Origin of the sequence: Acidilutibacter cellobiosedens (genome assembly GCF_004103715.1) — a bacterium.
GTDB classification, from domain to species: Bacteria; Bacillota; Clostridia; order Tissierellales; family Acidilutibacteraceae; genus Acidilutibacter; species Acidilutibacter cellobiosedens.
On sequence record NZ_CP035282.1, the window covers coordinates 561,566 to 585,986 of the forward strand.

General features: G+C 37.1%; 11 protein-coding genes and 1 pseudogene. All 12 read left to right on the forward strand.

Translation table 11 applies throughout. The features are described 5' to 3' along the window. The first annotated feature begins 6 nt into the window (after window positions 1-6). The 12 genes and pseudogenes from kamA to EQM13_RS02845 all read left to right on the forward strand — a co-directional run bounded on the left by kamA (window position 7) and on the right by EQM13_RS02845 (window position 23,559). Window positions 7-1,260, forward strand: coding sequence for a lysine 2,3-aminomutase (kamA, locus tag EQM13_RS02790; RefSeq protein WP_071139529.1), 1,254 nt, complete (start codon window positions 7-9; stop codon window positions 1,258-1,260). 25 nt (window positions 1,261-1,285) lie between these two features. Then, entirely contained in the window at window positions 1,286-2,320 is a 1,035-nt protein-coding gene (kamB, locus tag EQM13_RS02795; RefSeq protein ID WP_128751896.1) for a lysine 5,6-aminomutase reactivase subunit KamB, read from the forward strand. Window position 2,321: 1 nt separating this feature from the next. Next, complete coding sequence (gene kamC / locus EQM13_RS02800; RefSeq protein ID WP_071139531.1) at window positions 2,322-3,944, forward strand: lysine 5,6-aminomutase reactivase ATPase KamC; 1,623 nt, start codon at window positions 2,322-2,324, stop codon at window positions 3,942-3,944. Between the two features lie 16 nt (window positions 3,945-3,960). Next, a complete protein-coding gene (gene kamD, locus EQM13_RS02805) occupies window positions 3,961-5,520 on the forward strand; it encodes a lysine 5,6-aminomutase subunit alpha (protein ID WP_071139605.1) in 1,560 nt (519 codons plus the stop codon). Beyond that, complete coding sequence (gene kamE / locus EQM13_RS02810) at window positions 5,517-6,281, forward strand: lysine 5,6-aminomutase subunit beta (protein WP_071139532.1); 765 nt, start codon at window positions 5,517-5,519, stop codon at window positions 6,279-6,281. Before kamD ends, kamE begins: the two co-directional genes overlap by 4 nt. Window positions 6,282-6,573: 292 nt before the next feature. Continuing rightward, window positions 6,574-8,574 (forward strand): chitobiase/beta-hexosaminidase C-terminal domain-containing protein, encoded by a 2,001-nt coding sequence (locus tag EQM13_RS02815; protein ID WP_128751897.1) that lies wholly within the window; start codon window positions 6,574-6,576, stop codon window positions 8,572-8,574. A gap of 49 nt (window positions 8,575-8,623) precedes the next feature. After that, window positions 8,624-9,196 (forward strand): annotated as a pseudogene (locus tag EQM13_RS02820) (Rpn family recombination-promoting nuclease/putative transposase); the annotation flags it as partial. 156 nt (window positions 9,197-9,352) lie between these two features. Continuing rightward, window positions 9,353-15,595, forward strand: coding sequence for an IPT/TIG domain-containing protein (locus EQM13_RS02825; RefSeq protein ID WP_128751899.1), 6,243 nt, complete (start codon window positions 9,353-9,355; stop codon window positions 15,593-15,595). A gap of 34 nt (window positions 15,596-15,629) precedes the next feature. After that, a complete protein-coding gene (locus EQM13_RS02830; RefSeq protein WP_114218293.1) occupies window positions 15,630-17,357 on the forward strand; it encodes a hypothetical protein in 1,728 nt (575 codons plus the stop codon). 15 nt (window positions 17,358-17,372) lie between these two features. Next, entirely contained in the window at window positions 17,373-18,839 is a 1,467-nt protein-coding gene (locus EQM13_RS02835) for an S-layer homology domain-containing protein (RefSeq protein ID WP_128751900.1), read from the forward strand. A 20-nt stretch (window positions 18,840-18,859) separates the two neighbouring features. Then, window positions 18,860-19,981, forward strand: a complete 1,122-nt coding sequence (locus tag EQM13_RS02840; protein WP_128751901.1) for a S41 family peptidase — start codon at window positions 18,860-18,862, stop codon at window positions 19,979-19,981. A 266-nt stretch (window positions 19,982-20,247) separates the two neighbouring features. Further along, window positions 20,248-23,559 carry an Ig-like domain-containing protein gene (locus EQM13_RS02845; RefSeq protein ID WP_128751902.1) on the forward strand — a complete coding sequence of 1,104 codons (3,312 nt, stop codon included), beginning with the start codon at window positions 20,248-20,250 and terminating at the stop codon, window positions 23,557-23,559. Window positions 23,560-24,421: the final 862 nt, after the last annotated feature.

Below are 24,421 nucleotides of genomic sequence, written 5' to 3' on the forward strand. Positions count from 1 at the left end.
GTATAAATGAGGTCATATAAGGATATTGAATTATGGAAAAATGTAACTTATGAACGGTGGAACGATTGGCATTGGCAGGTAAGAAACAGGATTACTACTGTAGAGGAATTGAAAAAAATTGTTAATATCACAGATCAGGAAGCAGATGATATAAACCAGGTACTGAAAAAATTCAGAATGGGAATTACCCCTTATTATGCATCCCTTATGGATCCTGAAGATCCCGGATGTCCTGTTAGAAAGCAGGCGATTCCCACTATTTACGAAACTCACTATAGTGAAGCCGATATGGTAGACCCTCTTCATGAAGAAGGGGATTCTCCGGTGCCGGGTCTTACTCATAGGTATCCGGACAGGGTATTGTTTCTCATAACGGATCAATGTTCTATGTACTGCAGACATTGTACCAGAAGAAGATTTGCAGGACAGCATGATATGGGAGCTCCCTTGGACAGAATAGATAGGGGCATAGAATATATAAGGGATACTCCTCAGGTAAGAGACGTGCTTCTTTCGGGCGGAGATTGCCTTTTGGTGGAGGACGACAGGCTTGAATATATTATCAGGAAATTAAGGGAGATTCCTCATGTTGAAATAATAAGGCTGGGGACCCGTACGCCTGTAGTCATGCCGATGAGGATTACCGATGATTTGGTTAATATGCTTAAGAAGTACCATCCGATATGGTTAAATACTCATTTTAATCACCCGAAGGAAATTACTCCCGAAGCGGCGGAGGCCTGTAGAAAATTAGCTGACGGGGGGATACCTCTCGGAAATCAATCGGTACTTTTAAGGGGAATAAACGATTCTCCCGAAATTATGATGAAATTAGTGCACGAACTTGTTAAAATAAGAGTTAGACCTTATTATATTTATCAATGTGACTTATCCATGGGCATTGAACATTTCAGGACGAAAGTATCAAAAGGACTGGAAATAATGGAATCATTAAGAGGTCATACTTCAGGTTATGCAGTACCTACTTTTGTAGTCGATGCTCCGGGAGGGGGAGGAAAAATTCCCGTTATGCCTCAATATTTAATCAGCATGAGTCCTACAAAGGTTGTTCTCAGAAACTATGAGGGAGTAATCACTACTTATACGGAACCTCAATATATTGAAGAGCCTTCTTCTTGTCATGAAGGTAAACATCTCTCTGGAGTAGCCGGGATACTTGAGGGAGAAGAAATCAAATCCCTTGAACCAACCAAAATGGAAAGAAGGGATAGAGCAGCATTAAGAAAAAGTAAAAAATAAAAAGCGGTAGAAAAGAGGTATTTTCATGTCTCTGATAGATCTCATCAAGGATAAATACAAAACAATATCGATAGTTGGAATGGCAAAAAATACAGGAAAAACGGTTACCATGAATCATATTCTCTTTGAGACTTTTGAAAAAGGATTGACGGCGGGAGTTACTTCCACGGGAAGAGATGGGGAAAACTTGGACATTGTTACGGAAACGGAAAAACCCAGAGTATTCTTGGAGGAAGGAACTATAGTGGCTACTACCACAAAAGTCTTGCCCTTGGAAGATGCTAAGGTGGAGATCTTGAAAGTTACGGATTACAGAACTCCTATGGGGTCAATAGTTATAGGGCGTGTGAAGGACAGAGGATATATTCAGATAGCGGGTCCTCAGAGAGTTAATGAAATAAAAGAAGTTTCTCAGATAATGCTGAATTTTGGTGCTGATTTTGTTATAATAGACGGGGCAATAGACAGAAGATCTTCGGCAGCACCTTTTATTTCGGAGGGGACTATCCTCTCTACAGGGGCTGTACTCAATAGAGATATGAACAGAGTAATAGAAGAAACTGCCCATGTGGTGAACCTCTTTAATATTCCGCAAATCAGAGACGAAAAACTTTTTGCCTTATCGGAAAAGATTATGAGAGAAGGTAAAGTTTGTTTAATAGATAAAGATTATAATACAAGCTATATAAATATAAAGACAGCTTTAAACAGTGGAAACATAATAGGAGACAATATAAAAGAATCTACAGAATATATAGTAATCCCAGGAAGTCTAAGTAAGAATACAATAGAAGAAATGCTTATAAATACAAGAAAATATAAAGACGTAAAAATTATAATCAAGGATGGAACCAAAGTTTTTATATCCCCCAAGGACTGGCTTAGGTTTATACATTACGGGGTTAAAATCGAAGTGATGTATAAAATTAACCTTCTGGCAATTACAGCAAACCCTTATTCTCCAAAGGGATATTATTTTGATCCGGAAAAATTCTTATATAAACTGAAAAAATATATAAAAGATATTCCAATATATGATTTGGTCTTAAGGGGGGATTAAAATGGAATTTATGGATAAATATACGGAAGAAAGCTTGGACTTTTTATATATATTAAAAAGAATAGATGTTCTTACTCCTTACGGAAAAATTTACAGAGATCGGATTAGACCTTATGTTTCAGGACAGGAAGAAGAATTAAAAGAAGAATTGGAGAAAGTGGAAAAAATTTTGGGTTATCTGAAACACAGAAAATTTTACCATGAGATTAAAAATATACTTATTCATGTTAAAGATTTGAGAAATTCTGTGGAAAGAGCAGCGGAAGGCAGCGTTCTTACAGAAATAGAACTCTTTGAAATAAAAATTTTTGTGTTGCTGATAAAGGATTTAGATGATTTTTTAAATAAGTATGAAGTGGAAACATGGGATGATATAAAAATCGAAAGAATGGAAGAATTGGAATATTTGTTGGATCCCGAAAAAACGGGTATTCCTACTTTTTACATCTATGATTCTTATTCTGAAGAGCTTTTGAAAATAAGAAAAGAAAAGAAAGGTATTGAAAAGGAAATAAAAATAAAAAAATCAACCCTAAAAGACAAAATTAAGAAAGATATAGGTTTAAACTTTCGTCCCGACGGAACGATAACAGTTCAAAGGGATGATGAAGAAACAGTTCAAAAGCTACAAGCTCACCCTTATCTGTCCCGTGTTTCCGAAACATATTTGACTATTAAATTCTCCGTAAAATCTACGGAAGAAATAGTATTTCTTGACAGAAAACTTTTCTTTATAAAAGAGAAGGAAGAAGAAGAAGAATATAAAATCATAGAGATGCTGACTCAAAAAATAGCATCAAATAAAAAGAAAATTTTTAGGAATATGGCATCAATAGGGAAACTTGATTTCCTCTTAGGTAAAGCCCATTTTGCAGAAAAAATAAACGGAGTAAAACCTGTCATACTTCATGAACACATGATCCTTATCGAAGAGGGAAGACATCCGAAAGTAGAAGAAAACTTAAGAGAGAGAGAATTAAAATTTACTCCTGTAACAATTTCCATAAAAGAAGGAGTATCCTGTATTACAGGGGCTAATATGGGAGGGAAAACTGTAAGCCTTAAGCTTGTAGGATTATTGTGCGCAATGGCCCAATACGGGCTCTTTGTCCCTGCCGAAAAGATGGAGATAGGGCTTAATAACTTTATAAATGCATCTATCGGAGATATGCAGTCTACTGATAGAGGTCTGAGTACTTTTGGCTCTGAGATACAAATGGTAAAAGAGGCAGTAAAACAATCAAAAAATAAAGGACTTATACTTATAGACGAACTGGCGAGAGGAACGAATCCGGAAGAAGGATTTGCCATATCAAAAGCTGTAGTAAATTATTTAAAAGATAAAAATTCGATTACCTTAATTACTACTCACTACGATAATATAGCAAATATGGAGGATATAGGACATCTTCAAGTAGTAGGTCTTTCAAATATAGATTTTGAGAAATTAAAAATTACTTTGGAAAATTATGATGGAACGGATTTGATAAATAAATATATGGATTATAGATTAATAGAAGTGAAAAATAAAAAAGAAGTTCCCAGAGATGCTTTAAATATAGCAAGGCTTATGGGATTAGATGAGGATATTATTAAAGAAGCGGAGAAAATATTGGAATTATAAGGGAGGTTGTATAGCGGTGATAAGTAAACTAAACCTTAATCCTGAAATCATTGATAGTGCAAGAAATTCCGCAAGGAATATTGCCGAAGATGTCCAGAGCTTTATAGATGTTCATACCACCGTATCTACAGAAAGAACTGTAGCAAGGCTTATGGGAATAGACGGGATTGACGAAATTGAAAAACCACTTCCCAATGTAATAGTGGATAATATTGGAGAAGGAGGAGGGTTGAGAAGAGGTGCGGCTTATTGGATAGGTAATGCTATGCTGAATACCGGTGATAATCCCCAGACTATTGCGGAAAGGATTTCAAAAGGAGAATTGGATATTACCAGAATTCCTATGGCATCTGAAGAGAAAATCAGAGATACCGTATTTTTGGTAGCACGAGAAACAGTTGAAAGGATAAGAAAAAATCGGAAACAAAGAGAAAGATATTTAAAGGAATTGGGAGAAGGAACTCAGCCTTATATATATGTAATAGTTGCTACGGGAAATATATATGAGGATATTATACAAGCTAAGGCAGCGGCAAAACAGGGGGCAGACATTATAGCAGTCATCAGAACTACGGGACAAAGCCTTCTTGATTATGTGCCTTATGGGCCTACAACAGAAGGATTTGGCGGGACATATGCTACTCAGGCAAATTTTAAGCTTATGAGAAAAGCCTTAGATGAAGTAGGAGAAGAAATAGGAAGATACATAAGGCTTTGTAATTACTGTTCCGGACTTTGTATGCCGGAAATTGCAGCCATGGGGGCTATTGAGAGGCTTGATGTGATGCTCAATGATGCTCTGTATGGAATACTTTTTAGAGATATAAATATGCAGAGAACTTTGGTAGATCAGTTCTTCTCGAGAGTAATCAACGGATTTTCGGGAGTAATCATAAATACCGGGGAAGATAATTATCTTACGACAGACGACGCCGTAGAAGCGGCTCATACCGTATTGGCATCTCAGCTTATAAATGAACAGTTTGCACTGAAAGCCGGCCTTCCAGAAGAACAAATGGGGCTTGGTCATGCTTTTGAAATGGATCCTTATTTAAAAGACGGCTTTCTCTTGGAATTGGCTCAAGCTCAAATGGCACGGGAGATATTTCCCGATGCGCCTTTAAAATATATGCCTCCTACGAAATATATGACGGGAAATATATTCAGAGGACATGTTCAGGATGCAATGTTTAATATGATTTCCATAATGACTCATCAGGGTATCCAGCTCTTGGGAATGATGACGGAAGCCATTCATACTCCCCATCTTCACGACAGATTTTTGGCAATAGAAAATGCTAAATATATATTTAATAATGCCAAGGATCTGGGAGACGAAATAACCTTCAAAGAAAACGGTATAATAATGAGCAGAGCGCAAGAGGTATTGGCAAAGGCAGAGAAACTTTTAAAACAAATAGAAAAAGAGGGGCTTTACTCCACAATAGAACAGGGGAAATTCGGCGGAGTCAAGAGATCAAGAACGGGCGGTAAAGGCCTTGAAGGCGTGACAACAAAAGATTCGGGGTATTTCAATCCCTTTATCTCTTTAATGCTTGGAGGTGACAGGAAATGACGGGAGTTGCGAAAGTTGATTTGACAAAAGTAAGACCCTATGGAGATACGATGGATGACGGCATGATCCAATTAGGGTTTACATTACCTGTTCCCGACGGAGATGAAGCCGTGGAGGCGGCAAAGCAGTTGGTAAAAAAGATGGGCGTTAATGAACCCAATGTAGTTCATCATGCGGATTTGGGCGTAGGATATACCTATTTTGTAGTATACGGCAAGTGCCAGCATACGGTAGATTATTCAAAGATAGAAGTTCCCAAAATAGATGTGGAAGTGATGTCAAAAGAACAAGTGGAACGATATATTAAGGACAATATAAAGAGGAAAATCGTTATAGTAGGGGCATGTACGGGAACAGATGCTCATACCGTAGGAATAGATGCGATAATGAATATGAAGGGATACAATCATCATTTTGGACTGGAAAGATATGAGGGGATAGAAGCAATAAACATGGGCAGCCAGGTTCCCAACGAAGATCTCATAGCAAAGGCCATAGAAACAAATGCCGATGCCATACTTGTTTCTCAGGTGGTAACTCAAAAAGACGTTCACATTCCAAATTTAACTCAGCTCGTAGAGCTTCTTGAAGCCGAGGGAATAAGAGATAAGGTAATATTAGTATGCGGAGGCCCGAGGATTTCTCACGAACTTGCAAAGGAATTAGGTTATGACGCAGGCTTTGGCTCCGGCAGCTATGCGGAAGATGTAGCCAGCTTTGTAGTCACGGAAATAGTAAACAGAAAGTTGGTAGAAGCTTAATGAATTGCGGGGACGGTTCTTTTTGTGTAAAAAATCAAGCAAAAACAACCGTCCAAGTGATTATTAAAATAAATAAACTCAATTTTTTCAAATTGTTCTCTCCTTACTTATTGAAATTTTTATATTTTTTATTTATAAACCCATAACCCTTTTGACTATTATTTTATATAATTTGATTATAAAAGTAGTTACATCTCGGTTACAAATGAGTTACAAATCTGTATAAACAAATCCTTCAGGGAAAATATTTTTGTGCCGATAAAAATAGTAGAATATCAAGGAGGTGCTTTTTTTGAAAACCGTTAAAGAAAGAGTTATTGCATTTATAATATTATTTAGTATGATCCTTATAATGGTTCCTCGGAAAACGGAAGCAAAAGGATATACGAATAATATTGATGTAGGATTGGCAGGAATGGGGATATCGGTGGAAGGTAAAAAAATATCAACTACCAAAGAACCCTTTATATATGAAGGAGAAATATGGGTACCCTTAGGAGAAGTTGGGAAAGGGTTGGAAATGAGGGTGACTTTCAGTTCTAATCATCGAACCGTATACCTGAATTCAAATGGAAAATTAAATACATCTGAAAATTCAAAAGAACTTTCATCCTTTATAAAGGGATATGAAATAGAAAATAAAGAGAAAAGGGTCAAGAATATAGATAAGGAATTGGAAAGCATTGAAAATGATAAGAAATATATATCGGAAGATGAATTTCCCGTAATTAAAACGGAAAAAAATATTTCCGTTTATTTTGGGGATGTGTCTGTAATATTGGACGGAAGAAATCTGAAATTTGACAAAGAACCTTTAATATATAATGATGATGTTTATGTGCCGATAATTTCTATTGCCGGTTTTCTTTACATAACTCCAAGCTATAACCCTGAAGCAAATACTTTGGAAATAGATTCAAACGGAGTACTTATAAATAAAAAAATATATTCCTCATTGGATAAGCTTTCTGTATTCAGAAACAGCAGAGACATTGCCCTTGATATGAAACTTGTGGAAATGGAAGAAAGAAAGTGGGTAGCAGAAGGGCTGGGTATTCCCTACAAGAATATATCAACCGTGGAAACACTTCAGAGTTATTTAAATAACTATATGTATAAATTAGGTAATATATCTCCTACAATTAAAGTGGAGAAAACAATGGGAAAATGGCTTTATGTGGCAGTATCCTTTCCTCAAAATCAAAATTCCAATTGGAACAAACTTCAGAGAAGAGATGTGGAGAATTGGATTTGGGATTTGTATTCAATTATAAATAATCTTTACCGGGAAAGTCCTTATGTGTACGGAGTTATAAGAAACCCCTATTATGATGAGTATTCTTCTTCCGTCTACAAAAATTACGTTATGTTTGAAACTACGGAAGACAATATAGATTTTGATTTTTCCAAGAGTAATCTGAAAAAGGATTACAGAGTGGATATATCTTATTTGGTAGATGCATTGATAAGAAACCTTGAAAAATATAAGAAAATTGAATTTTCCTATGATGGGAATATGAATGGGAATGAAGTGAATTTGGAAATTACTCCTAATTCCGATGATATGTACTCTTGGAAGGTATCCGATAAGATTGCTTATCTGAAAAGGCTTAATTCCGAAATATCAAAAGTGAAATCCGGATTGATCGTCAACGGGAAAATAATATTTTCCGATGAAGATAAAGAGCCTATAAGGTTTTCTATAGAAGACGGGAAAATAATATCGGAAGACTTATTGAGAGAAACAGAAGAATATTTAAACAGTAATTACGGAAGTTTTGACTATAAAGATTATTCATATAATCTAAACTACAGTATTTATCAGGAGGATTCCGAAAACTTGAGACTTGTGGCAGAAGGAGATTTTTCCCTTCAGGATAAAGGATGGAAGAGCTATGAAGAGAAACTATCGGGAAGGATGAAAATCGAAGTAGAGAATGCCATCAGCTATACTATGTCCTTATGGGCAAGAAATATATTTACAGAAGTATATGACAATGAAATGAACCCTATAGATCAAATTGATATATACAACAAAACCGTAGGACCCGTATATGCTAATCCCTCTGAAGGAGAAATAGAAAAGGGCACGAAGGTATACCTTTATACGGACACATCGGATGCACGTATATTCTATACATTAGATGGCAGCGAACCAAACACGGGCAGCTCTCTATACACAGCCCCTATAGAAGTAACACGGGATCTGGAAATAAGAGCATTTGGTTGGAGAGACGGGTATGGTTCAGGCCCCATATCTTCCTTTGAATATAAAATTGAAAAAGAAGAATAGATGTTAAAGTAAAGCAGGACTTATATAAAAAGATCCTGCTTTAAAGAAAACAATATCCGTGAACATAACGGATTATAATGCCATTCCTGAAAGTAAAAAACTTCACAGCAGTTTTAAGATATTGGAAAAGGACGAATATTTTCCGCTGGCGGAAGACCTTCAGATTCACTTTTTGGAACTGCCGAAGTTAAAACAAAAAGGAATAAAAGAATTAAGCGGAATAGAATTGTGGGCGGAATTTTTAAAGGAAGCAGGCAAAGAAGGAAGCGAAAAGAAAATAAAAGAATTGATGGAAAGGAGTGAGATCATGAAAGACGCAGTAGAAAACTTAGGAAAAATAAGTGAAGACGATAGAATGAGAGAAATAGCATGGGCAAGGGAAAAAGCAAGATTAGATGAAATATCAAGGATTAAATATGCGGAAAGGAAAGCGACAGAACAAGGTATGGAGAAAGGTATGGAGAAAGGTATGGAGAAAGGAATAGAAAAAGGCTTATTGCTTGGAAAGAAAAAGATAGCCCAAAATCTGCTGAAGTTGGGGTTTAGTCCGGAGAAAGCAGCAGAAGCAGCGGAACTTTCAATAGAAGAAATAATGGAACTTAAAAGAGAAATAGAAAAATAAAATGGTATAGTATAATAAGGAGGGAAAATACATCGCCTTCCTTATTTTTTTTATTCTTTTTATGTATTATAATATTAAAGTAGTATAAAGTTAATATTTGAGCCATTTTGTCGATATAAATTACATAACTTATAAAATAACGGAGAGGTGAAGCTGATGAGAAGGAAGAAGATTAAGGCTGTAATTACATATATTATACTATGGTGCATGCTCTTTAACGGAGTTATATTTGATACTCCAAAATCTTACGGAGCAGGTGAAAAAAAGTTAACATTGACAAATGTTTATGAAGGATTCAGCCGAACTGAAAAGAGAATAGAAATAGAAGATCCGGCTATGACAGATTTTCAGAACAAAAAAGTTCAGATAAGAATTGATGAGGGCTGGAAATCTCCAAAGAATACTCTCATAGTAGGTCAGACTATCATTCAGGCGGAACTTGAACCTATATGGGATATTACAGACGTAATGGTTCAGGGTACAGAAGGCGATCCGCCTCAAAATAAAGATAAAGAAATCAAATACAGCGGTATACATGAATCAGGTATTCCCGAAATCTTAAATGTGGACAAACCCATAGTTAAGACAAACGAGGCCATAGTACTTAACGGAAAAGATAACATCAAACAATTGACAGGCGAAGACTATAAAATAACAGTAGGAGGAATAGAAGCCGAAGCAAAATCTGTCGTCGGGACCAATCAGGTTAAGTTGGAACCTGCTTCGGGGCAGCAGTTTCCCAGAGGAATAAGAAATATTGTAGTTTCAAAATCCGAAACAGCAGGAGAAGGAAGCAATGCGTATGTCTTGGAAACATCGTTTATATACAAAAATGCTGTAAGAATAGTAGGAGAACTGGGAATAGACGGCATATCCATGTTTCCGACCATGGGGGAACCGAACTCAAGGGTCACCTTTTCAAGAAAAAATTTCCCCAACATTGACGGATATGATATATATTTTATCAAGGATTTAAACGACCAAAAAAGTTTTAATCAAAACAATATGATGAAGAATATAAGCATTACTCAATCTCAGGATGAAAGCAAGGATTCTACCATAACGGCCAATGTACCTCAGGTAAATTCAGGTCCTTATTACGTAGTATTTACAAACAAGGATTCCTTGAAAAACGGCATAGAGAGTATGTATGTTCTGCCCCAAAAATTTCAGGTAGTCACCATATCTCAGAAACCGACAATAGACAGTATACAGCCGAACAGAGCGCCTTCCATGACACCTACTACGGTTCAGATAGAAGGAAATTATTTCGTGAACCACAATATTCCCGGATTTACTCCGGATAATCTGAATAATGACTACCCGATTATTGCCGATGTAGACGAGGGAGACAAACAGGTGGTTATCGATTATGGTTCGGGTAAACTGGAAATACCCGACGAGTCGGGAACGATAAAGGAATATAACGTATCGGTGAAAAGAACGGTTGAAGTTGACATAGGAAGGGTACTGGGTTTTGAATCGGGAGGATTTAAAGCCGAGCTTGGAAACTCCTCGGACCCCAATACTTTTAAAATAAGAACGGAGACATTTACCCTTGATCAAACTCAGGTTGAAGATGCAATCGTAAGAGTACAGACCAATATAACGGGTGGATTTAATGCTGCAATGGAACAGGAAGTTACGGTCAAAGACGGATTTACATACTATCCTCCTTCGGAGACGCCAAAAGTCAGCGAAGTAGTGCCTAACATTATTCCTATTGAAGAAGACAGCGGAGGATTTTATCTGGACAATACAATGGAAAGACTCCTTTTATCCGTTGAAGGAAGTAATTTTCTTGTTACGAGATACACTGACCCGGCAGACGGCACAGAAAAAATCAATTATCCCAAAGTTACAATCGGAGGGGTAATCATAAATCCCAATGATAACAGATTAGCAAGCGAATACAAACCATATAAATTTGAAGTGCTGAATAACGGGAAATTGGTTGACGGAACATTGGGAAATGAAATAGGAAACAGAATACTTATAGAACTTAAAGCAGGGTCTGAAGGCTTTAAGGTGGAAAACAAAGACAGCAGAAACGTAAATATAAGAAATCCCATCAGGCAGAGCAGCCAGCATGGAGTTACAGATTGGATATTTGAAGATAAAGTTAAATTTGAACTCATAGACAAAAATAATTTTCCTGTTATAGAAAGTGTTACCCCCAGCCTTGTTTCCATAGACGGAGGAGAAAATGTAGTTGTCAAAGGTTCAAATTTCAGGCCCGGTGCAAAAGTGTATATTGAAAACAAACTGGTTCCGGGAGTAACCATTTCGGGAGATACAAAGACGATTACGTTCAAGGCGCCGAAAGGTTCAAGAGCTGGAGAAACCTTACTTCAGATAGTAAATCCCGAAGGAGGATTGGCAAGCTACGCCTTTACCTATACTCAGACATATACTGAACCGAAGCTTTCCTATATAAATCCTTCTTCCGGCACGGAGAATACATTGGTTACGGTTAAAGGAGAAAACTTTTTAGCTCCGGACCCCACTGTAGCAATCAATAATATAGACGAAGTGGATGAAGGATTGATATACAGGCTTATCGGGACAAGAATACTTATGGACAATCAAGATATAAACCAGTATAACAGAGGAGAGCAGAACAGAATAAAACTTACACCATTCAACGGAGGAAATATATTTAAATATAATGACGTTGAAAATAAGATAGTATTGGGAGAAGGATACGACAGCGTCATACTTTATAACGAAAGCACCAGTAAATTTTTTGCCCTGCGCAAAGACGTAAAGAATGATTTCTCCATAGAAGGAGGAGAGGGAATTCTTTATAAAATCACTTATAATAAAAATACAGGAGAATTCAAAGCAAATGATTATGTAATCACACAAGAAGACGGGAAAATATCCTTTAACGGTTTAGAGCTTCAGGCCTATACCCCTTATCTTATCAGAGACGGGAAAATAGTAGGAAATAATGTGAGGTTTATAGATTCGAATACCCTTACCTTTAAAGTGCCGAATCTATCAAATTCTCCTTGGACAGGAGAAGGCTATTATAATGTAACGGTAGTCAATCCGGACACAAAGAAGCAAACCATAAATAAAGGATTTTACTATTTTGCCGCATCCGCTACAAAGCCGGTTATAGCCGATGTAGTACCTGATACCGGACCTGATTCCGGAGGAAACATCATAACTTTGATTGGTCCGTCGAAAGATCCTTCCGATCCTAATGATAAAAATATAGGTTTTTCGGATATAGGCTCGGATAAGACAAAGATATTTATAGGGGGGCAGAGAGTGCCTGCCGAAGATATAACCATTTCTCCCGACGGAAGAGAGATGAAATTAAAAGTTCCCCCTACGATTGAAAACATAAAGGAAAAGGGAACGGACAGGATTACGGTGCCTATAGTAGCGGTTAACCCTGACGGGGGAACATTCAGCATATCATATGAAAACCCTCTGATAGTAAATGATAACGGAGTAGAAAAGATCATCAGAGGATATACTTACGTCGTTCCCACCAGCCATCCTAAGATATCGGAAGTAGTTCCCAAGGAAGGTTCAACGGCGGGAGGATATATAGTAGAAATATTCGGTTCCGATTTCAGGAACTTTAAGATAGTAAAAGATGAAGACGGAAAAGAAGAAAGAATCTCTGCCTCAACGGATAAGGAAAAATCCAGGTACAATGATTCCTACGAAAGATTGACGGATCCTTTGTATCCAAAGGTATACTTCGGTTCAAAGGAAGCAGACTTAGTTGAGTTCAGCTCAGGTTATCTGCAGGTAGTGGTTCCTCCGAATAATTCGGGCTCCACGGATTTATATGTAGTCAACAACGATGCCGGAATTTCAGATAAAGCCCAATTCAATTACCTGACATCTGCGATATCCGTTTCCGCCATAGTTCCCAATGTGGGGATAAAAAACGGAGGACAGAAAATAGATATTCACGGTTCGGGATTTGAAGTAGGAAAGGTGTCCTTAGTTGAAAAGGACAATCCGGATAAAATAACAGAAAAACAACTGCCCTTAGTTGTATTCGGAACCAGAACAAATGAGAATATTCCGAGAGAAAGCGAAAACAGCGGAGTTATTCGTTCATCACGGGCAACGGTAAAATTGGACGGCGGATTGGAAGTTAAATATGATGCCGTAAACAGTACTCTTGATATGAAAATAGAAGAGAACAAAAAAGTTTATTCCTTTACCTACAACAACTATAACGGAGAAAAGATATTTGTAAACACCAACAACTTTAAAACCGATGAGGGAGTTTATTACCCCCATGAAGAACTTATAAAAGCAGAAGTAAAGGATAACAGACTATTGGCAGAAGGGGGTTATGCTCCTGACGGAGAATACAGAAACAAAACTCAGATATCGGTTACTACACCTTGCTACTATACAGTAGGTCAGGTTCCAGTATTTGTCGTAAATCCTGACGGAGCCAAAGGCGGCGGAACTTTTGAATACAAAAATCCCAACAGTGTTCCTGCAATTACTAATGTCACAAGAGACAGCAGGAACCCTGTGGAAGAATACAGAGAAGAAATAGGCGGAAACGCGAAGATATTGAAAGTGAATTATAACGGGGGAAGTGTAATCAGCGTTTACGGTACTGACTTCAGAGAAGGGGCAGTTATTAAAGTATCCAATCTTCTTACCATAGGAGAAGGAAATATAGATTATTCTCTTCCCACTAAATTGTCTTTTGTCATCCCGGCTGTACCTGAAACGGAAGTAGGGAAGCTTTACAGGGTAGTGGTGGAGAACAAAGACGGCGGAGTTGCTTCTTCAGACACCTTAAATCCTCCTATATTCATAGAATTTACTAAAGGTGAGACAAACCCCGCAGTAAACACGATCACACCGGATAAAGGGCCGGCGACGGGAGGTACGAAAGTAGAAATTACGGGAGACGACTTCCGAAAGACCATGGAAGGATACGAAGGAGAAAGCATCAAAGTATATTTCGGAGAAAAAGAAGTAGATGAAGGCAATATAAAATTTATAGATTATCAGCACCTTGAAGTTACGGCACCGTCAAGTGAAAAACTGGGCAATGTCTCTGTAAGAGTTGAAAATCCTGACGGATCGTTGACTTCGGGAGATACTTCCTTTACTTATATAAGCAAGCCCACTATATCAACAGTCAGTCCAAATAAAATATTTACCAACGATACCGATACGGAAGTCACCATTACGGGGAATATGTTTCAACCGGGAGCAAAGGTAATCGTAGGAGGAAAGATTGTAGATAAAGATGATTTGACAAAAGAAATGGAAGTTACGGGAGAGGGAATCATAGGAGTGGATTCCACAGGTAAAAACAGGGAAGTATATGTAGTAGGCGGAATACCCGCAGCTTCCGTTGCCGTTGAAGGGGACAAGGTATTGAAGGTGAAATTCCAAGAAGCTGCCGATTTGGAGAATACTCACCTGATAATAGTAAACCCGGACGGCGGAGTTTCGGACCCTTACGACAGGTTTACTTATGAAAAGCCTATACCATTAAAACCCTTTGTACTGGAAGGCATACCCGGATACGAGTCCACAGTCAAACTTATATGGTCGAAGTCCGACGAAGATATTTTAAACAAAGCCACTCGATACGAAATATATGGAAAAGAAGACGGAGATGCGGAATATGCTTTAGTGGGAGATACGACGGAAGCGGAATTCTTAGTCAAGGGATTAAAAGTAAATACATCATATACCTTCATGGTAAGGGCTTTGAACCAATATGGAGGGGCAATAGATTTTGCAACGGTTAAAGTGAAAACTTTAACTTTACATGAGGATGAAAAACTTAAAGAAAAAGAAGAACAGCTTGAAAAAGAAAAAAAGGAACTTGAAGAGAAAGGCAAAGAAGAAATTTCAAACGGCAGCCTCCTAAGGATTGTGGGTTCGGATGAAATAAGAGGAGGAGTAGGTTCGATAGATCTCTCCTTATCTAAATACAAAAATTTAAATAAATTTACTATAGCGGTACCTTTATCACTGGCAAGGAACGATTCCCAAATTACCATTAAAGACGGCACATTAAACCTTATGATTAATCCAAAGGCAATGTATACCCTTGAAGTGAGCAAGAAAGATAAGGGAGACGAGGACTCCTATGTAAGGATAAATATTGTAAGGGCAAATGAATCCCATGTTCCGAGGAATAAAAAAGCCGCATCCAAATCCTACGATATATCCTTTGATTTTCAGTATGGCAAGGATATCTTAAAGATAAATACATTGATGAAAAGCGGAAAGATAAATATGAATCTTAATGCTGCCGGCTATTCAAATGCGAGAAATGTGTACATGGCAGTACTGGACAAAAATACAGGACAGTATGTAAAAAATACGGAAAGCGGGAGTATAAAGGAAGAAGGAAAATATATTCTCCTGTGCGACAGATAAAAAGAAGGGAGGGAAGGCATCTGCCTGAATATTTATGAACAAAAGATTAATATCAACGGTAATTTTTATACTATTAATAATGACAAGTATCAGCACGGCCTTTGCCGCGACTACCGTGTCCGGCACAATTCAATATATAGACTTAAAAAACAATTCCGTCACCGTCTTGGATTTTCAAAACAATATCCACCGGGCTTATATTGATAAAAACACGGATATCCTTACGGAGGGGAAAGAATCGGGCCTTAAGGATTTGTACTTCGGCCAGTATGTAGAGGTGTCATTATCGGGAAACAGGGCATTAAAGATAAATGCATCTTTACAAATAGAACCGGACAGACAGGGTTATATTGTTCCCGGAAGCAGGTTCAGACGGGGAGAGGTTTTTTCCATAGACAACAAGTCCATTGAAATCAAAGGAGAAAGGGGAAGAGAAAAATATGCCCTGACATCTTCCACCGAGGTATATAAAAAAGGAGAAGAAACAGGGCTGTCAAGGATCAAAGAAGGGGATAAGGTACTTCTTACCTTTGACGATATATATTCTTCCAACGTTTCTCAGATATCAATAGAAGATGAAGAAAAGCATATAGAAGGAGTACTGAAAGGGAAAATTGAATTCTTAGATGAAAACAAGAAGGACATCCAGTTAAATGAAGTCAGCATCTATAACAACGGAAAATGGGACAAGAATTCATCCTACAGCCTGAAATTAAAAATTCAAAACGATGAAATCTACTATAAAGGAGAAAAGATTTCTCTCAAAAGCTTAAAAGCAAAGGGGAAAAAGGAAGTATACATTGCCTTTGAAAAGAGCTTCGGGGAGATGACCGCATCTAAGCTTTTAGTAAAAGAAGGCTCTTCCTTCCAATATACGGACAAGATAAAAAGCATAGAATACGGAACAGGGAGAATGGTAGTGGATAACAATTCGCTGTATTTCAACCAGGGAACCATAGCAATCAAGGACAACAGGCTTATAGATCCTTTGAACATGAACAGGGGGCAGGACGTGTCCCTTTACGGAGAATTTTCTTCAGGGAATAAATTGACGTCCCTGGTATTCGTTCAGGGAACAGGGATACTGAACGACAGGGCTGATGATACCAAGATATTGGTGTACAGAGGAAAGATAGAGGATATATATGACTATCAGGTGAAAATAGGAAATATCAACTACAGGCTTGATTATATGCTTCTTGATGACAACAGATGGAAGGAAATGTCCGAAGGAGAAAGGTTCACCGTTACGGAAGATACGTATATATATGACAGTGATTTGAGGCTTACCGTTCCAACGGACGGATTTATTTCTTCCCGATATATAGATTTAAATGATGTTGAAGATAAAACATTGAGAGACAGAATCAAAAACAGCTTCTATAAAGGAAAAATCGCTTATTTTGTTGTTAAGGAATCACCTTACGGCAAAGAAGTGTTGGGAATGAACATCACTCCCCAATTATCTCAATACAGACAAAATGTTACCTTGGATTATTCCTCCATAGGAGAAATAAAGAGTGTGGATTATGACAATAACACCATTAAGATAACCAAGATGAAAAATTACAATACCCTGAATAATCAATGGGAAAGTACGTCGGATGAAAGTATAAGCCTGAATAAAACATTGATTCTTCTCAATGATAAACCGCTGAAAAATGATGAATTATACAAGCTCAGCGAAAAAAATACGGTATATATAATCAGAAACAAATCAACTTCTCAGGACGGAGTATATGTCCTTCTGGTAGAAGATTAAAGAAAGGGAAAGACAATGAAAAAAATTATATCTGTTATATCCATAATACTGATTATCATCATTCCTCTTCAGTCCTTTGCCATCAATGTTCCGGGCTACGAAGGGGGAATACAAAATGAAAACACCTATAAGGAAGTCATATTTGTTACGGGAGAACCTATAGTCATGGAAGGCACTCTTACTGTTAAGACAAAGGAAAAGGACAATACGGTAACGGAGCAATATACCTATAAACTTAAAAATGTTGCCAAAGATGCGGAGCTTTCCCGAAAAATCAAAATGATAGAAACACTGAATACAAACGGAAACCAAACTTCTTCCTCCAAAACATTGGATTCTTATGATGAAAAGATAGAAATAGGGGATAAAGAGTATGAAGTCGAAGATGAAGACTACCAGTGGAATCAGGGAAGTATATCCACCGATACTCCTTTGAACAGCTATTATGCGGGAGACTGGTCGGGAAGGAAGACATATGTGGTGGATAAAAGCAACGAAGTAGTCAATGTGGAAACCACGGGAAGTCTTGTGGGGTACGACAGCCCTTGGTCAGCAACGGAAACCCAGACAGTTCATATGACGGTAAATTATGAAAACAAAGAAGCAGCCGGCATTAAGTGGGGAGGAAGCGCAACAATCGAAACCTCCTACAACAGAACAAAGGATTATGCCTACGGGGAAAATCCGGTAAAACAGATAAGTTTTTCGGGAGGATACAGGATCACCGAAAAGGAGGAGAATGTCCTGAAGTATTCCTATGATCTTCCCAATATCAAAAATAACGCCGTATCTAAAGGGAGAAATACAGGGACAAACAGCTTCTCCCTTGATACGAATCCCATTATCACGAGGCTTAACATACCCGAAGTGAGAGATGTAGAAGGACATCCTTATGAAGATGCAATTCTTCTTCTTGCCAGTATGGGAGCTTTTCCCTTAAACAGTACTTCATTAGGACCCGATTCACCCATGAGCAGGGGAGAATTTGCCAAGGCCATATGCCTCTCCATGGGAGTTGAACCTGAAAGGGAAGAAGAAACCACTTCATCAAGAAGAAAGAAAAATCAGGCTGTAAAAGTTCCCACTTATACGGATGTGGGGAAAACTCACACCTATTATCCTTATATTGAAGGGGTAACCAAAAGAGGAATAATGGAAGGCGTGGGGAAGGGCAGATTTGATCCCAACAGAGCTCTTACAAAAGCAGAAGCGACAACCATCATCATAAGGCTTCTGGGATTTAAAAGCCTTGCACCCATTGGAAATTACTATACAGGATATACCGATGATAAAAATATTCCTTTATGGGCAAAAGATTCTATTTATGTAGCGAAAGAACTTGGTATAATAGAAAGAGGAGGATATTTTTACCCCAACAAAGAAATAACCAAAGGAGAAGCAGCAGAACTATTGGTTAATTTCATCAACTATCTTCAAAACAATTTGAAATATGATTACAGGGAAAATATACTCAACAATTAAAAGCCTAAGGGGGAATTTTTATGACACAAAGGAAGTTTTTCAGGAGGTTTACGGCACTTGCACTGGTGCTATTTATTTTCATCATTCAGTTACCTTCCTTTGGACAAGCGGCTGATTTTCAGTATAACACTGAGTATCTGCAGGAAGTAGAGGAATTTATTAAGGAATACTATCTTCACGACGTAACGGACGAACAGCTTATGAAGGGGGCAGTAAAGGGCCTTTTCTATAATCTCGACGATTACAGCGAATATTATACAAAGGATGAGTTCGATAAACTCATAGAAGACGTAAGCGGGAGTTTTGTAGGCATAGGTATTTATATGGGGGATGATAACGGCCATGTAACTGTATTTTCTCCCATCAAAGACGGCCCGGCCTATAAGGCGGGATTGAAAGCCGGAGATATAATAGTTTCCGTTGACGGAAAAGATGTGACTTCCTATTCTTCGGCGGATGTTTCCGATTTAATAAAAGGAAAGATTGGAACAAAAGTTAAGCTGGGGATAAAAAGAAATGATTCAAAGGATACATTATATTTTAATATCGCGAGAGACGAAGTAAAAGTAAACCCCGTTTCTTATGATACCGTAAATAAGTCGTTAGGTTATTTGAATATTTCTCAATTTAATGATTATACGGTAGAAAATGTAGATAAAGCATTAAATTATTTTGATCAGCACTCCATAAAAAACTTGATAATCGATTTAAGAAACAATCCCGGAGGGTCGGTGGACCAGGTAGTAGATGTTTTAAAAAAATTTATTCCGGCAGGAAGCATAGTTCATATAAAATATAAAGACGGAACAATCCGGACTTATTCTTCGTCTTTGAAAACTCCGAAATATAAGCTGGCCGTACTGATAAATGAGAACTCTGCCAGCGCATCGGAAATCTTTGCGGGTGCGATTAAAGACAGAAAAGTCGGAACTCTGGTAGGGGTTACTACTTACGGTAAAGGAGTGGTTCAGGAAATAATTCCTTTGGATAACGGAGACGGAATCAAACTCACTATTGCGGAATATTTAACTCCGAACAAAATATCAATCGACGGAAAGGGAATAACTCCGGACATAGTAGTGAAGAACACGGATCCGACAAAGGATTTACAGATGGAAAAAGCAATATCTTTATTCAAATAAAATTTCCTGTATTTTACTTGTAATTTACTTGTAACATAATTGTAATGGTATTTTTAAATTAACTGATATATAATATATATCATGAAGGGTTAAGATATAAGATCAATAAAAATCTTATATTACAATTTAATTACATTAGTATCAATATAGTTGACCTGAAAAAGGGATGATGCTATAATACTCTATAGAATGCAAGTCTCATTAAGATTTTGCAATCTATAAATTTTACAATAATTAAACATATATTAAAAGGAGGTCTTTGAAAAATGAAGAAAACCCTATCTTTACTGTTAGTACTTGCAATGGTGCTAACAAGCTTCACAGCCGTTTTCGCAGCTGACGAAACTGAAAAAACTCCTGGTGAAATATTACAAGAAATCGGAGTTTTGAAGGGAAATGCGGAAGGCGACTTGATGCTGAAAAAAGAAGTTTCAAGGCAGGACATGATAGTTTTACTTAGCCGTTTATTAGGGCAAGAAGACGAAGCAAAAGCATTCACAGGTGAAACAACATTTAAGGACATAGAAGATCCATACTATGTACCATATATAGCTTGGGCACAAGCTAACGAGCTTACAAATGGTGTTGCAGAAGGTGGAGAAGCTTTTGGTTTCGGAAGATCAGTAACACAGCAAGAAGTTCTGGCTTTCTTATTGAGAGCTCTTGGCTACGGATTTGACGAAGTTGAATTTGAAAACGTAGCAGCTAAAGCAGCAGAGCTTAAATTGATTGATGACGCTAAAGCAGATCTTACAGTAGCATCAACAAGAGAAGTATTAGCAGAATTATCATTAAAAGCTCTTAAGACAAAAGTTAAAGATTCAGACAAAACTTTAGCAGAAAAATTAGAGCTTACATTACCGGAAGCATCAAAATTGGAAGTTAAAGAAGTTGCAGCTGACAATTTGAAAGAAGTTAAGGTTGTATTCAACAAATCAGTTGACGAAGAATCAGCAGTTGATTTGAACAACTATGATTTGGAAGATGAAGACATAGAAGATGCAGTATACACAGCAGAAGACCATACAGTTATATTGACAGTAAAAGATGAATTGGAAAACAAAGAAGACTATACATTAACTATTGATGGCGTTAAAGATGACAAAACTGTCCTTGACGTTTCAAAGGACTTTACAGCACTTGACAATGCTGTTCCTGAAGTAGTAGAAGTAGTAGGACTTGGAACAAAAGCTGTTAAAGTAGTTATGTCAGAGCCGATTAACGGAGCAAAAGCTTCAAGCTTCAAGATTGACGGAAAAACTGTTTCCGGAACTATTCAAGCAGCAGGAAGAGATATAATTGTTAAGACATATTCAGCTATATCGGTTGGAGATCATGAATTAACAGTTGGACAATTAAAAGATTACAATGAATTCAAATCAGTAGAATCAAAACATTCATTCACAGTAGTGGAAGATAAGGATGCTCCGGAAGTATCTGATGCAGTTGCAACAGCTCTTGAAAGAGTAGTTCTTACTTTCAGTGAAGACGTAGATTCTACAACAGTTAATACAAAGACTGTATACTGGAAGAATGGTTCAACAAAAGTATATCCAGAAGAAGTTAAAAGATTAGCAGGAAATAAATATGCATTTACTTTTGAAGCAGACGATGCGTTACCGGTATATGAAACTACTTTGTATATAACAGGAGTTAAAGATTATTCAGGAAATACTATGGCAGATGCTGAAAAAGCTGTTAAACCTTCAATAGATGATTCAAGACCAGTAGTTAGAAGCGTTGATGTAGATGACAGCAAAACTATAATAGTTAAATTCAGCAAACCTGTAAATACAGATGCAGATGATAAAGCTAGTGCTACAAATCCAAATAATTACAAAATTACTGATTCAGATGATAACAAACAAGCTATAAGTGGTATTAAAGTTGATGATTCTTCAAATAAAGTAATGAAAATTACTCTTGGGAAAGCATTGGATGAAACTGAAGATTACACTATTAAAATTTCCGGAATAAAAGACAGAAACAAATATGCAAATTACATGGTTGATTACACAGAATCTCTTGGAGTAAAAGGAATTAATTCTCCGGAACTTACAGGAGTCGCAATAAAGAATTCAGGAGACGACCATACAATTTATTTGTATTTCAGCAAGGATATGGATCTTGATACAGTTTCAAATGCTGAGAATTATTTAGTTGAGATTGATGGAACCAGCAACAAATTATTATCAGCAATAAAAGGCTCGGAAGTAGAAGTAGTTACTTCTAACGGAAGAACCGTAAAATTAACTTTTGAGTTGGAAGATAAAGATCCAACAGGAGTTGCAGGCTTAGGACTTAAAGACACTTCAGGCAATACATTAAAGAACTATGGCAAGATTGTAAAACCTGTAGAATATAAGGATGTTAAGATAAGTGCAACTGCTAAATCAAAAACAAAGATTGTAGTAGAGTTCAAGACAACTGATGAAACAAAATTAGCTTTAGATCCTGAGAAGACAAAAGAAAGTGCGTTTATGACAGATAAGACTCAAGACGATGTTACTATTAATGAAAATAAGGTAACTATAACCTTGGCTAAAGATCTGAATGCTGATCCTAATGATAATACTCTAACTATAGATCCGACAAATGTATATCTATATAATGAAACTAAACTTAGTGATGTACTCAAAACAACAAATGAGATTAAATTTGGGAAGAATGGAAGTAACAAGATAGGAGACGAAATTTCTCCATCATTGATTGGCGTAGATGACGTAGATGCAAAAGTTAATGGTGAGAATGTAGATATTGTATTAACATTTGATGAAAATTTAGCGGCTGTAAATTCGGCTACATGGAGATCTGATCTTATAGTTGAAGCAGTTAATGCAACGGATGATCCAGATAATAGCAAATTAGAATTAGCTGCTGTAGGAACAGATGCTAAGCAATTAATACTTTCAGTACCTATTTCACAAATAGATGCAGAAGAAACTGCATTCTTAATTGGAGTAAAAGAGAATGCAAGATTTATAACAGATGCATCAACTAATTTGAATTTAGCAGATGAAACTGATCCGTTGTTAAGAACAAATGTTGTAAAAATTGAAGAAACTAGAGAAGAAAAAGCGGAAGCAGCAGTAAAAGCATTAGAAGATGCAGCAAAAGAAGATTTAAAACTTGAAGCAAAATTAGTAGCAGCAGAAAAAGCAGTTACCGATGCAAAAGATGCAGTAGCAAAGATTAGCGATGCAGATTTAAAAACAAAATTAACTGCAAGAATAACCACTGCAGAAAAGATAGTAACAGATGCAAGAGCTGCTTTTAACAAAAAAGCAGACGAAGATGCAGTTGTAGCAGAAGCAGCTAAATATAATGATACAGAAGTTCCAAACACTGTAGAAATAGGCGACGAAATAACATTAATAACTGGAGAACCAAATAAAGATGTTAAAGTATCTCTTGAGGTTATTGACGGAAACGACTATTTACAGGTTGTAGATGGAAAATTAATTCTTAAGAGAGTAGCTAAAGGAACAGATTTTATTGGAAAGGTTAAAGTATCGTTTGAAAAAGGAGAAGCAAAAGATTCAAAGGATATAACTGTAACAATAAAAGCTCAACAATAAAAGTGTGAAATGTTGCTCTATAAGTCAAGATGACGAAATGAGCGGAAGATGAAAATACATACAGGGACGGTTTTTACCGCCCCTGTATGTCTATCATCATCTAACTGTTTTACCAATCCGACAGGTGAAACCCCTGTCCCAACTCAACAGCTTATCATATACAAATCACACAAAGGGACGGTTCTTCTGTGTTGCTTTGAAAATCGACATTTTAGGATTTTAAGTATGATTCCTGTTATGTGATAAAAAATAGAGTTGGTGTCTGATCCCCCTGCACAGGTTTTAAGTCTGCTTTTCTTAAAATCTGTGAAGCCAGGTGAGGTCGTAATCCGTGGAATTCGGATGCGGGACTCCTTAAAAGACTGTCACGGTAAACATTATGCTAATCCATGTTGATGCGGTTTATAAAAAGTAGTTCATACTGTTAAAATATCGGCGTGCTTTGAGCTTGGTATGAACCTGTGAAATTGAAATATTTCATAAGGCTTAGGCACAATTAAAGCTGTTAAACCTAAGTAAAGTAAATCGTTAGTGGATGCCTAAAACAGTCAAAAAAAGGGATAGGTAAAACGGAACATTTGATGCTGTATATAGGGAGGGAGAGCAGCCCGAAGATATATATACAGGCTCAGCGGATTCATAGTAGCGATGACCTCTTGCCGTTATTACCGTATTGGCAACAACACGGGAGGAGAAAACAAGAGCAGCCAAGGAATCCAGTCGGCAGAAAGGGATTGAAGAATAAAATAATTTTTTTTTAACCTTCGTCCGGAAAAACGTGGAATAACAGGAATTGAATATAGGACTTAGGAACTATAAACCATCATAACCAACTAATTCTTCCCAATCTCCAATGTCGATA